This window comes from Clostridioides sp. GD02377, from assembly GCF_045899875.1.
Lineage (GTDB): Bacteria > Bacillota > Clostridia > Peptostreptococcales > Peptostreptococcaceae > Clostridioides > Clostridioides difficile_A.
On record NZ_JBJODA010000022.1, the window covers coordinates 1 to 15,132 of the forward strand.

The 15,132-nt window shown below is 28.6% G+C and carries 17 protein-coding genes; 6 read left to right on the plus strand and 11 right to left on the minus strand.

What is annotated here, in order from left to right:
- Positions 1–83: 83 nt before the first annotated feature.
- The 11 genes from Q3304_RS17260 to dnaA form a co-directional block, all read right to left on the minus strand.
- Positions 84–857, minus strand: a complete 774-nt coding sequence (locus Q3304_RS17260) for a SigB/SigF/SigG family RNA polymerase sigma factor (RefSeq protein ID WP_021386626.1) — start codon at positions 855–857, stop codon at positions 84–86.
- Positions 857–1,264 carry an ATP-binding protein gene (locus Q3304_RS17265; RefSeq protein ID WP_021386612.1) on the minus strand — a complete coding sequence of 136 codons (408 nt, stop codon included), beginning with the start codon at positions 1,262–1,264 and terminating at the stop codon, positions 857–859. The genes Q3304_RS17260 and Q3304_RS17265 overlap by 1 nt, the downstream gene beginning before the upstream one ends.
- A 3-nt stretch (positions 1,265–1,267) precedes the next feature.
- Positions 1,268–1,585, minus strand: a complete 318-nt coding sequence (locus tag Q3304_RS17270) for an STAS domain-containing protein (protein ID WP_054268631.1) — start codon at positions 1,583–1,585, stop codon at positions 1,268–1,270.
- 11 nt (positions 1,586–1,596) lie between these two features.
- A complete protein-coding gene (locus Q3304_RS17275; RefSeq protein ID WP_021386594.1) occupies positions 1,597–1,857 on the minus strand; it encodes a hypothetical protein in 261 nt (86 codons plus the stop codon).
- Positions 1,857–2,153: a YtxH domain-containing protein gene (locus Q3304_RS17280; protein ID WP_054268630.1), complete on the minus strand. Its 297-nt coding sequence runs from the start codon at positions 2,151–2,153 to the stop codon at positions 1,857–1,859. The genes Q3304_RS17275 and Q3304_RS17280 overlap by 1 nt, the downstream gene beginning before the upstream one ends.
- A 68-nt stretch (positions 2,154–2,221) precedes the next feature.
- A complete protein-coding gene (gyrA, locus tag Q3304_RS17285) occupies positions 2,222–4,648 on the minus strand; it encodes a DNA gyrase subunit A (protein WP_407814367.1) in 2,427 nt (808 codons plus the stop codon).
- Positions 4,649–4,667: 19 nt separating this feature from the next.
- Positions 4,668–6,569 carry a DNA topoisomerase (ATP-hydrolyzing) subunit B gene (gene gyrB / locus Q3304_RS17290; RefSeq protein WP_054268628.1) on the minus strand — a complete coding sequence of 634 codons (1,902 nt, stop codon included), beginning with the start codon at positions 6,567–6,569 and terminating at the stop codon, positions 4,668–4,670.
- Positions 6,570–7,685, minus strand: coding sequence for a DNA replication/repair protein RecF (gene recF, locus Q3304_RS17295; protein ID WP_054268627.1), 1,116 nt, complete (start codon positions 7,683–7,685; stop codon positions 6,570–6,572).
- Between the two features lie 16 nt (positions 7,686–7,701).
- On the minus strand, positions 7,702–7,908 hold the full coding sequence (yaaA, locus tag Q3304_RS17300) for a S4 domain-containing protein YaaA (RefSeq protein WP_003420479.1): 207 nt from the start codon (positions 7,906–7,908) through the stop codon (positions 7,702–7,704).
- 137 nt (positions 7,909–8,045) lie between these two features.
- Positions 8,046–9,152: a DNA polymerase III subunit beta gene (gene dnaN, locus Q3304_RS17305; protein WP_021408963.1), complete on the minus strand. Its 1,107-nt coding sequence runs from the start codon at positions 9,150–9,152 to the stop codon at positions 8,046–8,048.
- A 241-nt stretch (positions 9,153–9,393) separates the two neighbouring features.
- Positions 9,394–10,713, minus strand: a complete 1,320-nt coding sequence (dnaA, locus tag Q3304_RS17310) for a chromosomal replication initiator protein DnaA (RefSeq protein ID WP_054268626.1) — start codon at positions 10,711–10,713, stop codon at positions 9,394–9,396.
- A gap of 658 nt (positions 10,714–11,371) precedes the next feature.
- On the opposite strand from dnaA, the gene rpmH reads away from it, so the two are divergent.
- The 6 genes from rpmH (at position 11,372) to mnmE (ending at position 15,042) form a co-directional block, all read left to right on the plus strand.
- A complete protein-coding gene (gene rpmH, locus Q3304_RS17315) occupies positions 11,372–11,509 on the plus strand; it encodes a 50S ribosomal protein L34 (protein ID WP_003420485.1) in 138 nt (45 codons plus the stop codon).
- 77 nt (positions 11,510–11,586) lie between these two features.
- The gene (gene rnpA, locus Q3304_RS17320) at positions 11,587–11,931 is read left to right on the plus strand and encodes a ribonuclease P protein component (RefSeq protein WP_003420486.1); all 345 of its coding nucleotides are present in this window, start codon (positions 11,587–11,589) and stop codon (positions 11,929–11,931) included.
- A gap of 32 nt (positions 11,932–11,963) precedes the next feature.
- Positions 11,964–12,215, plus strand: a complete 252-nt coding sequence (yidD, locus tag Q3304_RS17325; RefSeq protein WP_021386578.1) for a membrane protein insertion efficiency factor YidD — start codon at positions 11,964–11,966, stop codon at positions 12,213–12,215.
- A gap of 31 nt (positions 12,216–12,246) precedes the next feature.
- Positions 12,247–12,954 carry a YidC/Oxa1 family membrane protein insertase gene (locus Q3304_RS17330; RefSeq protein ID WP_021386599.1) on the plus strand — a complete coding sequence of 236 codons (708 nt, stop codon included), beginning with the start codon at positions 12,247–12,249 and terminating at the stop codon, positions 12,952–12,954.
- Entirely contained in the window at positions 12,923–13,552 is a 630-nt protein-coding gene (jag, locus tag Q3304_RS17335) for an RNA-binding cell elongation regulator Jag/EloR (RefSeq protein WP_407814368.1), read from the plus strand. The genes Q3304_RS17330 and jag overlap by 32 nt, the downstream gene beginning before the upstream one ends.
- 110 nt (positions 13,553–13,662) lie before the next feature.
- Positions 13,663–15,042: a tRNA uridine-5-carboxymethylaminomethyl(34) synthesis GTPase MnmE gene (gene mnmE, locus Q3304_RS17340; RefSeq protein ID WP_054272091.1), complete on the plus strand. Its 1,380-nt coding sequence runs from the start codon at positions 13,663–13,665 to the stop codon at positions 15,040–15,042.
- The last annotated feature ends 90 nt before the right edge of the window (positions 15,043–15,132 follow it).

Below are 15,132 nucleotides of genomic sequence, written 5' to 3' on the forward strand. Positions count from 1 at the left end.
ATTTATTTCTTTTTCCTTTTTTCAAGGACAAGTAATACTATACCACCTTTAAAACAGTAGGTCAATACTTTTTTTATATTTTTTTATAAATTCTTTTCATATTCTTTTTTTAGCTTTTCTACTACTTTTTTCTCCAGTCTAGAAACAGTCATCTGAGATATCTCTAATTCCTTAGCTATACTAGATTGTGTTTTATCAAAGAAAAATCTATCTTTAAATATTTTTACTTCCAATTCATTCAAAGTTTTAATAAACTTATTAATAAAATCTTCATACTCTATACTTCCAAAATTACCTTCTTCTTTTCCTATCTTGTCAATAAGAGTTATATCTTTATCTTCTGAATCATCATTACTTGATGAATCTAAAGACATAGGTTGATACCCGTAAGAAGCTTCCATAGCCTCTAGAACATCTTCTTCACTAACTCCTATATAATCAGCTATATCTTTTACTTTTGGATGCTTTTTATTTTCTTGCTCCAATTTAATCTTTGCATCACTTATCTTTTTACTTAGTTCCTGTATTCTTCTTGGTACTCTAAGTGTCCATACTTTATCTCTAAAATATTTTTTTATTTCTCCTACTATAGTTGGTGTCGCGAAACTGGAGAATTCAAATCCTTTTTCAACATCATATCTATCAATAGCATAAATTAACGCTAATGAAGCAACTTGATATATATCTTCAAAATCAACACCCTTATTTATATACTTCTTAGCTAACAATCTTGCTAAATACAGATGCCTTTCAATAAGAATATTCCTAATATCTACATTTTTATTTTTATTATATAAATTAAATAGCTCTTTTGTATCCATATTTAGGTAATGTGTAGCATTAGCTACATTTTTCATTAAATATCAACTCCTAAATATTTAGTCATTTTTATTTTTGTTCCTTGATTGTGTTCCGATTCAATATCTACATCATCCATTAAAGTTCTAATTATAAATAGTCCAAGACCACTCTCTTTTGGATTCTCTAAATCTGGTGTACTTATTGAGCTAACATCGTATCCTTTTCCATTATCCTGAATTTCTATATTAATTGCATTGTCTAAGATATTAAATACTATATTGAACACATCATCTTTACTGTGCTTTATTGCGTTTGTACACGCTTCTGATACTGCTACCTTTATATCTTCTATATCATCTATTGGAAATCCCATTTTATTAGCAATTCCAGACGCTGTTAATCTTATTATGCTAACATAATCCGGATTTGTAGTAATTTCCATCTTTATAGTCTCACAAGCCAAAGTCTATCCCTCCACTTTAAATATTTTATCTAGACCTGTTATAGTAAAAATCTTTCTGACATTACTTTTAGGATTTACTATGTATATCTCTTTTTCGTTTATTTTTAATTTTTTTAATACACCTATCATAGCTCCTAAACCTGTTGAATCTATATAATCTAAATCTTTAAGATTAATTTTTACATCTAACATATTTTTTTCTATCAAGTTATGCAAATGTTCCTTTAGTTTATCTGCTGTAGAAACATCAAGTTCTCCATCAAGACAAACATTCCAAAATTTATTTTGAGAATCTAAATTTGAATCTATATTCATAGACATGTAAAAACCTCCTATTTCCTCTTAATAATTTTAAATATATTTCCTATACTCATTATTTTGTTAATTACATAAACTATATCATCTATTCCCTTTGATATTGATGACGCATTCTCAACAATATCCTGTATGTGTCTCTCATTATAATCTACAATTTTATAAGCCTTTTCAACAACCTTATTTAGACTATTTAGAGTTTTTGCTAAATAAATTGCTACTATAAGAGCAGAACTACCTACTAACACTGCTCCAATCTGCCACCCCCATGCATTCATTAGTTAACATCTCCCTCCTCATCAAAGCTTTTACTTATTACTATATCTTCTTCAGAAATCTTTATATCTTCTTCATTATTATCATCATCTACTAAATTTATTATTCTCTCTTTGACATCATTAAATGTTTCATGTAGAACTTCTTTTGGATTTTCTTTCACATCATTAAACTTCTCTTTTGTTTCTTTTCTTAATTCAGAACCTTTTTTTGGTGCAAAAAACAGACCAAATACAAAACCTAAAATAGCTCCTATTAATAAAAATCCACCTTTTTTACAACTTTTTTTATTACACATAACAATTACTCCTTTCAATTTTAAATTTTTATCTAAGTACATTATACAAAAAGAATAGGATATTTATCCTATTCTTCTTCAATATTTATTTTGGCAATCGAAACTACATTGACCTCGTCATTAGTTTTCATTAATTTAACACCACTTGTAACCCTTCCAAATAGTGATATCTCATTAACTCTTATTCTAATAAGAACTCCATCAGAATTTATAATCATTATCTCATCATCTTCATTAACCATATCTGCACCTACAATTGTGCCAGTCTTTTCAGATATATTATAAGTTTTAATTCCTTTACCAGCTCTTATTTGGCTTCTGTATTCTTCTATATTTGTTCTTTTTCCAAAGCCATTTTTACTTACAACTAATACATCTGTACCTTTACTACAAAGGTTCATAGACACAACAAAATCGTCTTTACCTAAAGTTATACCTTTTACACCCATTGCTGTTCTACCCATATATCTTATATCATTTTCATCAAATCTTATAGACATACCATCTTTAGTGACTAAAAGTACTTCTTGTTTTCCATCTGTAAGTTCTACTCCAATAAGTTCATCATCATCTCTTAAACCTATAGCAATAAGACCAGATTTATTTATATTTCTAAACTCTTCTCTCTTAGTCTTTTTAACAATACCTTTTTTTGTTGTAAGTAGTAAATATTCATTTTCATCATTTCCATCTATAGGTATCAATGTAGCAATTTTTTCATCTGCTGATAATTGAAGTAAATTCACTATAGCAGTACCTTTAGCTTGTCTTTTACCTTCAGGTATTTCATATGCATTTAGTTTAAATACTCTACCTTTATTTGTAAAGAATAACAGTCTACTATGAGTAGTTGTAGTTATTAAGTGTCTTACAAAATCTTCTTCCCTAGTTGTAAGTGCTGAAATACCTCTTCCACCTCTTTTTTGACTCTTGTAAGTGTCCGATGGAAGTCTCTTTATATAACCAAAGTGAGTAAGAGTTATTGCTATTTCTTCATCGCTTATAAGGTCTCTCATATCTATTTCGCCTTCAGCATGTCTTATCTCAGTTCTTCTCTCATCAGCATAGTTCTCTTTTATTATTGTAATTTCGTCTTTTATTACATTTAAAAGTAATCTTTCATCAGCTAAAATTTCTTTTAATCTATTTATCTTCTTAATTAACTCTTCATATTCAGCTTCTATCTTATCTCTTTCTAGACCTGTAAGTCTTTGAAGTCTCATATCTAATATAGCTTGTGCTTGAATTTCAGTTAAATTAAATTTATCTATTAAACCTTGTTTAGCCTCTTGACCTGTTTTTGAAGCTCTTATCAAGCTTATAACTGCATCTATATTATCTAAAGCAATTTTTAATCCTTCTAAAATATGTGCTCTTGCCTCAGCTTTATTTAATTCAAATTTAGTTCTTCTTGTAACAACATCTTCTTGATGTTTAATATAATGATATAATATTTGCTTAAGATTTAAAACTCTTGGTTGTCCATCTACAAGTGCAAGCATTATTATACTAAAAGTATCTTCCATTTGAGAATGTTTATACAGATTATTTAATACTATATTAGCATTAGCATCTCTCTTTAATTCTATAACAATTCTCATACCATTTCTATTACTTTCATCTCTTAAATCTGATATACCTTCTATTCTTTTTTCTTTAACTAACTCAGCTATTCTCTCAACTAATTTAGCTTTATTTACTTGATAAGGTATCTCTGTAACTATTATTTGCTGTTTTCCCTTTGGAAGCTCTTCTATAAAAGCTCTAGACCTAACTTTAACTTTACCTCTCCCAGTTCTGTATGCTTCTGCTATACTCTCTTTTCCCATTATAATCGCAGCTGTAGGAAAATCTGGACCTTGCACAAATTTTATTAAATCATCTACACTACACTCTGGATTATCAATTAAATATATCGTTGCATCAATTACCTCAGCTAAATTATGTGGAGGTATTGAAGTTGCCATACCAACAGCTATACCATTAGAACCATTCACTAATAAATTAGGATATCTTGCTGGTAATACTGAAGGCTCTTTTAATGACTCATCAAAGTTTGGTTTAAAGTCTACAGTTTCTTTTTCTATATCTCTTAATAACTCTAATGATAATTTACTCATTTTGGCTTCTGTATAACGCATAGCTGCTGGTGAATCTCCATCAACAGAACCAAAGTTACCATGACCATCTACTAAAAGTGCTCTAGTTGAAAAATCTTGAGCCATTCTTACCATTGCATAATAAACAGCAGTATCTCCATGAGGATGGTACTTACCTAAAACGTCCCCAACAATACGGGCTGATTTTCTGTAAGGCTTATCTGGAGTTAAATTTAATTCACTCATTGAGTACAATATTCTTCTATGAACTGGTTTTAAACCATCTCTAACATCAGGAAGAGCACGTCCAGCTATAACACTCATAGAATAATCAATATATGATTTTTTCATTTCTTCCGCTATTTCAATAGGGAGTATTTTGTTTTTTTCTTCCATGTATACTAATCCCCTCTCTCTATATATCTAAGTTTCTAACAAATCTTGCATTTTCTTCTATAAATTCTTTTCTTGGAGCAACCTTATCACCCATAAGCATTGAAAATACTTCATCTGCTATTGCCGCATCCTCTACTGTTACTTGTAACAATGTTCTTGTATCAGGATTCATAGTTGTATCCCATAATTGCTCTGCATTCATCTCTCCAAGACCTTTGTATCTTTGAAGCTCCGCACCATTTCTTCCAATTTCATCTAATAAGATATTTAGTTCTTTATCTGAATAAACATAATGTTCCTTTTTTTGCTTTGTTACTTTATATAAAGGCGGTTGTGCTGCATAAACATAACCTTCATCTATAAGAGGTCTCATATATCTAAAGAAGAATGTTAATAATAAAGTTCTTATATGAGCTCCATCTACATCGGCATCGGTCATAATTATAATTTTATGGTATCTAGCTTTATCTATATCAAAATCTTCTCCAATACCACAACCATAAGCTGTTATCATATTTTTTATTTCATCTGAAGATAATATTCTATCTAGTCTTGATTTTTCAACATTAAGTATCTTCCCTCTTAATGGAAGTATAGCTTGGCTATTTCTATCTCTACCTTGTTTAGCTGAACCTCCTGCTGAATCCCCTTCGACTAAGAATATTTCACTTTTGGCAGGGTCCTTTTCTGCACAATCTGCAAGTTTTCCAGGTAAGGATGTACTTTCTAGTACACTTTTTCTTCTTGTTAACTCTCTTGCTTTTTTTGCAGCTTCTCTAGCTCTTTGTGCTCTTAAAGCTTTATCAACTATTATTCTAGCTGTTGCTGGGTTTTCTTCTAGGAAGGACCCAAGTTCATCAACTGTTACACTATCAACTAAACCTCTCATAAAACTATTACCTAGTTTTGTTTTAGTTTGACCTTCAAATTGAGGCTCTGGTAATTTAACTGATACCACTGCTGTAAGACCTTCTCTTATATCTTCACCAAGTAAGTTAACATCATTTTCTTTTAAAAATTTATTTCTCTTAGCATAATCATTTACCGTTTTAGTAAGAGCAGCTTTAAATCCACTTAAATGAGAACCACCTTCATGTGTATTTATATTATTTGCAAAGGAATATATGTTCTCTGTATAACCATCTGTATATTGCATAGCTAATTCGACAAAACAATCATCGACCTTTTTATCTATATAAACTATGTCATCATGTATACCAGTTCTAGATTTATTTAAATACTTAATATATTCCACCAAGCCACCTGTATAGTGAAATTCTTTTCTTTTCTCTTGACCTTCTCTTTTGTCTTCAAATACTATTTTTATACCTTTATTCAAAAAAGAAAGTTCTCTAAGTCTATACTCCAATGTTTCATATTTAAATTCTATTTCATCAAATATTGTCTCATCTGGCATGAACTGAATCATTGTTCCTTTATCTTGTGATTCTCCAACTACTTCAAGTTTAGATGTTGGTAATCCCTTTTCATATGTCTGCTTGTATACTTTTCCATTTAAATAAACCTCTGCTAGCATCCATTTTGACAGTGCATTAACTACAGAAACACCAACACCATGAAGACCTCCAGATACTTTGTATCCTCCGCCTCCAAACTTTCCTCCTGCATGAAGATTAGTTAATACTGTTTCTAAAGTTGATTTACCAGTCTTAGGATGTATTTCAACAGGTATACCTCTTCCATTATCCTTTACTAAAACACTGCCATCTTCATTGATAGATACATATATGTCTGAACAATATCCTTGCAAAGCCTCATCTATACTATTATCTACAACTTCATAAACTAAGTGATGTAAACCTCTAGGGCTTGTACTACCAATATACATACCTGGTCTTTTTCTAACGGCTTCTAATCCCTCTAATACTTGTATCTGACTTGCACCGTATTCTTGTTTCATTTAATTTCCTCCATTCTCTATGCTAATAACATCGCCATTTTCAATATTAAATATTGTAACATCCTTTTCATCAAATATTTTTTTATGTGAAACCTCAGCACTTGTTATAAACATTTGAACATTGCTTAAATTGTTTACTAAAAGTTTTTGTCGTGCTTCATCTAACTCACTAAAAACATCATCTAAAATTAATATTGGATATTCTTCAACTTCATTTTTTATTAATTCTATTTCTGATAGCTTTAATGATATTGAAGCTGTTCTTTGTTGACCTTGTGAACCAAAAAGTCTTGCATCTAAATCATTTATGAATATATTTAAGTCATCTTTGTGTATACCATATCTGGTAGTCTTAGATTCTATATCATTAGGTCTATTCGATGACAACTTGGCTAAAAATTTATTATATACTGTCTCTATAGTATCTTCATCAGTTATATTTATTTGATTCTTATATCTAATTGACAATTTCTCAATTCCATTAGTCAAATTCATATGCATATTTTCAGATATATTAGCTATCTTTTTTACAAAATCTCTACGTAAAATATAAATATAACTTCCATACTTTGCTAATGTATCATCATATACATCTAATAAAGCCTCATCAACATGCATGCTTTTAAGCACTCTGCTTCTTTGAGAAAGTGTTTTATTATAATTGGTAAGATATTTATAATATTTAGGCATAATCTGACTAATCTCTTTATCTATAAATGTCCTTCTCTCTTTAGGTCCTTCTTTAACCAGTCTCAAATCTTCAGGAGAGAATATGACAACATTTAAGTTGCCAAGTAATTCCTGTATTTTTTGTAAAGGGACTTTATTTATTCGTATCCCCTTTTTATCTTTTCCAATAATTAGCTCTATTAGACTATATTTATTATATTTTGAAAAACTTCCTCCAATATATAAATTTTCACTATTAAATCTAACCATTTCTTTATCTTTGTTGGTTCTGAATGATTTACCAAAAGAGAGCATATAAATAGATTCTACTATATTTGTCTTTCCTTGACCATTTTTCCCAACAAGAAGATTTACTTTTCCATTAAATTCCAGATGCAACTTTTCATAATTTCTAAAATTAACAAGTTGCAAACTTTTAAGTTTCACAAAAAGTTCTCCTTTTTTACAATACTTTTATTTTAGTTCCTTCTATTTCAACTATATCTCCTGATTTTATCTTTTTTCCTCTTCTTAATTCTATTTCATCATTTACTGTCACTAAACCTTCTTGAATTAAAAATTTTGCATGGCCTCCTGTTGATGCAATCTCTGCTAATTTGAGAAATTGGTCCAACTTTATATATTCTGATTCTATAGTTATTTCAGTCATAATAGTTCCTCCTTGTCACTATTTTAGGTAAACCCCTATTGATACACTAAAAGTATATTATACCATAAATGTGCTTATAAAAGGAGTTGTCTAATATTAGAAAAATTTTTCTACAAAAGACAACTCCTTCATGTCTGCTATATATTTGATGATATTCTTACTGGAAGTAGTAAGTAAATATAATTAACATCATCTGTTGGTTTAATTATACAAGGATTTACATTTGTAGTAAATTCTATAAATATTTCTTCATTATCTATATTTTTTAAACCTTCAATAAAGTATCTAGAATTGAAAGCTATATCTAAATAATCTCCATCTAAATCTATTTCAACTTCTTCATATACATTTCCTTTTTCTGTATTAGAAGTAATTGCCATTACTTTATCTCTTATAGATAATTTTATAAGATTATTTTTTTCTGATTGAGATAATAAAGATGCCCTTTCTATACTATTTAAAAGTTCTTTAGTATTTAATTTAACTCTACTATTATGCTCTCTTGGTAATAATTTTTTATAATCGATAAAGTCTCCTTCAAGCAATCTCGTAATAATTTTTGTATCATTAATTATAAAAATAGCATTTTTTTCATTAAATCCAACCTTAACATTATCTTCCCCAGAAAGTAAGCTATTTACATCTATAAGTGTCTTTCCTGGAATTATAACTTTTATATTTTCAGTTAAACTATCCACTGAACAACTTTTTACAGCCAATCTATATCCATCAATAGCGACTAAATTCAAATTTCTATCCACAATTTCTAAAAGTTCTCCCATTAAAATAGGTTTTGTTTGGTCCTGTGAAATAGCAAATACGGTTTGTTTAATCATATTTTTTAGAATTTCTTGAGGTATGCTATATAAATCTTCTTCGTTTAATTCTGGTAGCTTAGGAAATTCTTTAGCTGCATATCCTTTAATCTTGAATCTTGAATTTACACAATTTATGTAAATATTATTTTCTGAATCTGTTTCTATCTCAACAAATGAATCTGGTAATTTTCTAATTATATCTCCAAATAATCTTGCATCTACAACAACATCACCTTTTTCTATAATCTCTGCTTGTACATACGTTTCTATTCCTATCTCAGCATCATATCCAGTAAGTTTTAATTGACCTTCTTCTGTAGATATAAGTATACCCTTTAATAGTTCTATAGTTGTTTTTCCATTAATAGCTTTTTGAGCAATCCCAATTCTATTTGCTAGGATTTTTTGGTTACAAATTATTTTCAATGTGGATAACCTCCTTTGGTCTTTTATATAAAAAAATAAGTTAAAATCATAGTAGTAATAGTAGTAGGTGTTGTTGATAATGTTAATAAGTACTTATAACGTTATAAATACAAAGATATCAACATGTGTATAAAATGTTAATATCTTTGTTATTAGAGACTTAATTATTTGTTAATAATTTTTATTCAAAAAAAATATTAACAAGTTATCCAATAGATATAAACAGACAATTGTGTATAAATTATCCCTTTAAATCTGATATGATTTTCTCTATTTTAGTTTTAATTTCTTCGCTTTCTGCTATATCTTTAGATACCTTATCATGAGCATGAATTACTGTTGTGTGGTCTCTACCCCCAAACTCTTCTCCTATTTTGGGAAGGGATAAATCAGTAAGTTCGCGCGTTAAATACATAGCTATTTGTCTAGGATAAGCTATTGAGCGTGTTCTTTTTTTAGAATTAAAATCTTCCATTTTTATACTAAATACAGAAGATACTTTTTCTTTTATTCTAAGAACATTTATTTCTTCATTTTTAGATGTAGTTATAATATCTTTCAAAGCTTCTGTAGCAAGATCAAAAGATATCACTCTATTACTAAGAGAAGAATAGGCAACTACTCTAGTTAAGGCGCCTTCTAGTTCTCTTATGTTTGACTTAATATTTTTTGCTATATATGACATAACTTCATTTGGTACTTCGATGCGTTCCAATTGAGCTTTTTTTCTAAGTATAGCAATTCTCGTTTCAAAGTCTGGTGCTTGAATATCAGTTATAAGTCCCATTTCAAATCTCGATCTTAGCCTATCTTCTAGTGTAGGTATATCTTTTGGTGGTCTATCACTAGATATAATTATTTGTTTATTCGCCTCATGAAGAGTATTAAACGTATGGAAGAACTCCTCTTGAGTTCTTTCTTTTCCCGCTATAAATTGAATATCATCAATTAATAATACATCTACATTTCTGTACTTATTTCTAAATTCTTCGTTTTTATCATCTTTTATAGAGTTTATAAGTTCATTAGTAAATTTTTCTGAAGAAACATAAACAACTTTTGAGTCTTTTTTTTGACTAACAATGTGATGCCCTATAGCGTGCATCAAGTGGGTTTTACCTAGCCCAACTCCTCCATACAAAAAAAGTGGATTGTAAGCCTTAGCAGGAGATTCAGCGACCGCAACACATGCAGCATGAGCAAATCTATTGCTATTACCAATAACGAACGTATCAAATGTGTATTTTGGATTTAGGTTAGGGTAAAGTACTCTATAATTTAAATCTGTACTATCAGAATTTAGGTCAGCAACCTCTTTTTCGCTCAATACAAATTTAATATTATATTTTTTTAATGACAGTTGATTTATGGCATCTTCAATTAAATGCAGATATCTGTTTTCTAAGATATCTTTATTAAAATCACTAGGAGCCAATAGTATTAAGTCATTAAGATGTATTTTTAATGGTACGATGTTTTTAAAAAAGGTATTAAAACTTACTGAAGTTAAGTCACCTTTTATTAATTGTAGGGTTTTGTCCCATAAAGAAACTATATCCATAATATAAACCTCCGAACAGAATAATTAATATTTTCCACAAAGTTATTAACAGAAAAGCAAAAACATATATAAATTTTACAGAATAACTAAATTTATGGATAATGGTGTTGATAAATTAATAATAGTATAAATTATTAAAAAAATATGAAAAGATATAAACAATATGTAGATAAAGTTATAAATAACATAAACATACAATAAATGGTGATTATAACTAGAGTATTGTCAGTAATCTTAAAAGTTATACACAAAAGTATCCACAAGCTGTGAATAATTTTTAATAAGTTGATAACATTTATGCACATTATCAACAAGTATATTTATAATATCAAAATATATGTCAAACTTCAATGATTTGTAACTAATTTATCCACAATATTAACTAATTGTTGATAAAAATATAAACATGTTAAAATTACTTTATTTGTGTATATAATTGAAAAAAATAATTTAGAATAAAATTAAATAGATTTTTACTAGTATTTTCAATAAAAAAAATACATAATATATATATGGTAGATTTTGTGATAGAAGCGTCCCAAAAACTCGTTGACAACAGTGGTAAAAGTATTTATAATTATATGTGTTATGTTTACTTTGAGGGTAAAGTTATTATTTTTATAAACGGAAAATGAAATCTGAAAGGCGGTGCAAAATAATGAGTAAAAGAACTTATCAACCAAAAAAGAGACAAAGAAGTAAAGAACATGGTTTCAGAAAAAGAATGAAGACGTCTAACGGAAGAAACGTGTTAAAGAGAAGAAGAGCTAAAGGAAGAAATAGATTAACTCATTAATTACAAAAGGGCCGCTGCAAAGGTGGCCTTTTTGTGTAAATAATTACAATTCATAGCTGTGTTTATGGAGGTTAACTATGGACTTTAATAGGACTAAAGGGTTAAAAAAGGACTCTGATTTTAGAAAAGTATATAAACACGGCAAATCTTTTGCAAACAAATATTTAGTAATATATATACTTAAAAATAAATCAGATTATAGTAGAGTGGGTATTTCTGTTTCGAAGAAAGTAGGAAAAGCCATCACTAGAAATAGAGTAAGAAGACTAATAAAAGAAGTCTACAGATTAAATATTGATGAAAAAATTAAGCCTGGATATGATATAGTATTTATAGCAAGAGTATCTAGTAAAGATGCTACTTTTAAAGACATAGACAAGTCTATAAAAAACCTAGTTAAAAGAACGGATATTTCTATTTAAATTGTATGCTATAAATATGGAGGTTCATAACTTTGAATAAAATAATTTATATATTAAAGGAAATAAGTAAGCATTTATCGAATTTATGTATTTATTTAGTGAGATTTTATCAAAAATATATATCTCCCTTAAAGGGACCTACCTGTAGATTTTATCCAACTTGCTCACAATATTCAATAGAGGCATTTAAGAAATATGGATTTGTAAAAGGTATGTATTTAACAGTAAGAAGAGTTTTAAAATGTCATCCTTTTCATCCAGGAGGTTACGATCCTCTAAAATAAAAGAGAGTAACTATTAGGAGGTATAAAAAAATTGAATATAATAGGAAATTTCTTAGGAATGATTCTTAAGGTAATATTTGAATTTGTTAACCACTATGGTATTTCTATAATACTTTTTACTATTCTTGTAAAGATTATTTTATTACCATTAACAGTTAAGCAGACTAAGTCAACAAAGGCAATGCAAGATATACAACCTCGTATAAAAGAGATACAAGAAAAATATAAAAATAAGCCAGAAAAACAAAATGAAGAAATTGTTAAGTTATATGGAGAGGCTAAAATTAATCCACTATCTGGTTGTTTACCTTTATTAATACAGTTTCCTATATTAATAGGATTATTTAGCGTTTTGAGAGAGCCAGTTGCTCATGGCGTTTTTGCAAATCAAGCTGCATTTTTAGCAGCTGATAATGGGTTTTTATGGATAAAAAGCTTAACAGCACCAGATTATGTACTAGCAGTATTTTCAGGAGCAAGTGCATATGTAATGCAAAAAGTAATGACTCCAAAAGATCAATTACAAGGCTCTATGAAAGTAATGACATATGTAATGGCAGGTATGTCTTTCTATTGGGGATTTATATTCCCAGCAGGACTTACGTTGTACTGGACAGTAAGTAACTTATTCTCAATAGCTCAATATTACTTAATAATGAATCCTTTAAAAGCTAAACTGGCTGCTAACTCTAAGGAGGAAAAAGTTAATGAGAAAAAGCCTAAAATTAATAAAAAGTAAAAGCAAGGAAGAAGCTATAAGTAAGGCTATAGCAGAGTTAAATTTAAAATCAGAGGATATAGAAGTTGAAATACTTGAAAATCCAAGCAAAGGGTTTTTAGGTCTTATAGGTGCTAAAGATGGTACTTATGAAATTTTTGTTATCGAGAGGGAACTAGATGTAGCTAAAAATTTTATAGAGGTAATGTTGAAAAATGCAAATGTTGATGCCAAAGTCAATGTATCTCAAAAAGATAATTTAATCATGGTTGATATTGAAGGCAAAGAAGCTGCAAGTTTAATTGGTAGAAGAGGGGAAACTTTAGATTCTATTCAATTTTTAACTGGATTAGCTCTTAATAAAATAAATAAGGATTCTCATACAAGAGTACTTGTAGATATAGAAAACTATAGATCAAAAAGAGAAGAATCTTTAATAAGATATGCTAATAAAGTTGCTAGAGAAGTAGCGAAAACAAGAAAAACTAAAAAATTAGATTATATGAATCCGTATGAGAGAAGAATAATACATTCAGCTCTTCAAAACGACAAATATGTAATTACATATAGTGAAGGTACCGATCCATATAGAAGATTAGTAATTGAGTGTAAAAGATAAAATCAACCTCCTAAACATTAGGGGGTTTTATTTTTTAATATTATTACATTATTGTGATTAGCCAAAAGTAAATCTATATGTAAAAAATTATAAATTAAGAGGTGATAAATTTGTTTATAGATGATACAATTGCAGCAATAGCTACAGCACCTGGAGAAGGTGGTATAGGAATACTTAGAATAAGTGGAGAAAAATCCTTAAAGGTTGCAGAAGAAATCTTTAAGTCTATGTCAGGAAAAAGTATTAAAGAATATAATAAGAGAACATTAATATATGGAAATATAGTAGACGATGAAAATGTAATTGATGAAGTTTTATTGGCATATATGAAAGGTCCAAATTCATATACAGGAGAAGATGTAATAGAAATCAATTGTCATGGTGGATTTATATCAGTAAAGAAAATATTAGAATTAATATTATCAAAAGATATTAGGTTAGCAGAAGCTGGAGAGTTTACTAAAAGAGCGTTTTTAAATGGGAGAATAGATTTATCACAGGCAGAGGCAGTAATTGATGTTATAAAGGCTAAAACAGATATAGCTCATGAAGTTGCTCAAAACCAATTAGAAGGCTCTTTATCAAAAAGAATAAGGGAACTAAGAGATAAAGTTACTGAGATATTAGCCCATGTAGAAGTTGCTATAGATTATCCTGAGGAAGATATTGAACATATAACATATCAGACTCTTAAGGAAAAAACTGATGAACTTAAAAAGGAAATTAAAAAATTATATGATACAGCTGAAAGTGGAAAAATACTTAGAGAAGGTTTAAAAACAGTAATAGTTGGGAAACCAAATGTAGGTAAATCTTCATTGCTTAACTCTATTTTAGGAGAGAATAGAGCCATAGTTACTGATATACCAGGAACTACTAGAGATGTTATAGAAGAGTTTGTAAATATAAAAGGAATACCTTTAAAAATTGTTGATACAGCAGGTATAAGAGATACAGATGATATAGTTGAAAAAATAGGTGTTGAAAAGTCTAAAGAATCATTTACTAGTGCAGATTTGATTATAATGGTTTTAGACGCATCTAGGAAGCTATCAGAAGAAGATATAGAGATATTAGAAAATCTTAGAGATAAGCAAACAATAGTACTATTAAATAAGAATGATTTAAAACAGGAAATTGAAGAAGAAAAAATACTTAAATATGTAGAAAATAATAGTATAATAAAAATATCAGCTTTACAGCAAGAAGGTATAGAAGAATTACAAGATAAAATAGAGTCTATGGTATATAAAGGTAGTGTTAAAAATAACTCTAGTTTAGTAGTAACAAATTCTAGACATAAAGATGCACTTAATAAAGCATATAAATCTGCTACAGATGCTTTAATTGCTTTAGAACAAAGCATGCCATTTGACTTTGTAGAAGTAGACTTAAAAAATATATGGGATTATCTTGGTTATATTAATGGAGATACAGTAACAGAGGATTTATTAGATAATATATTCCATAACTTCTGTATAGGTAAGTAAGGTGTAAAACAAATTTGATTTTTTGATTATATAGGTGTTAAAAAATTATAGTGTTTCTCATGAAACATTAATTTAAAAGAAAGGAATTAT

What these genes read in the sequence shown, in the direction of transcription:
- Q3304_RS17260 (WP_021386626.1), bottom strand. Translation starts at nt 857, where the DNA reads ATGAAAAATGTAGCTAATGCTACACATTACCTAAATATGGATACAAAA.
- Q3304_RS17270 (WP_054268631.1), bottom strand. Translation starts at nt 1,585, where the DNA reads ATGTCTATGAATATAGATTCAAATTTAGATTCTCAAAATAAATTTTGG.
- Q3304_RS17275 (WP_021386594.1), bottom strand. Translation starts at nt 1,857, where the DNA reads ATGAATGCATGGGGGTGGCAGATTGGAGCAGTGTTAGTAGGTAGTTCT.
- Q3304_RS17280 (WP_054268630.1), bottom strand. Translation starts at nt 2,153, where the DNA reads ATGTGTAATAAAAAAAGTTGTAAAAAAGGTGGATTTTTATTAATAGGA.
- gyrA (WP_407814367.1), bottom strand. Translation starts at nt 4,648, where the DNA reads ATGGAAGAAAAAAACAAAATACTCCCTATTGAAATAGCGGAAGAAATG.
- gyrB (WP_054268628.1), bottom strand. Translation starts at nt 6,569, where the DNA reads ATGAAACAAGAATACGGTGCAAGTCAGATACAAGTATTAGAGGGATTA.
- yaaA (WP_003420479.1), bottom strand. Translation starts at nt 7,908, where the DNA reads ATGACTGAAATAACTATAGAATCAGAATATATAAAGTTGGACCAATTT.
- dnaA (WP_054268626.1), bottom strand. Translation starts at nt 10,713, where the DNA reads ATGGATATAGTTTCTTTATGGGACAAAACCCTACAATTAATAAAAGGT.
- rpmH (WP_003420485.1), top strand. Translation starts at nt 11,372, where the DNA reads ATGAGTAAAAGAACTTATCAACCAAAAAAGAGACAAAGAAGTAAAGAA.
- rnpA (WP_003420486.1), top strand. Translation starts at nt 11,587, where the DNA reads ATGGACTTTAATAGGACTAAAGGGTTAAAAAAGGACTCTGATTTTAGA.
- jag (WP_407814368.1), top strand. Translation starts at nt 12,923, where the DNA reads ATGAGAAAAAGCCTAAAATTAATAAAAAGTAAAAGCAAGGAAGAAGCT.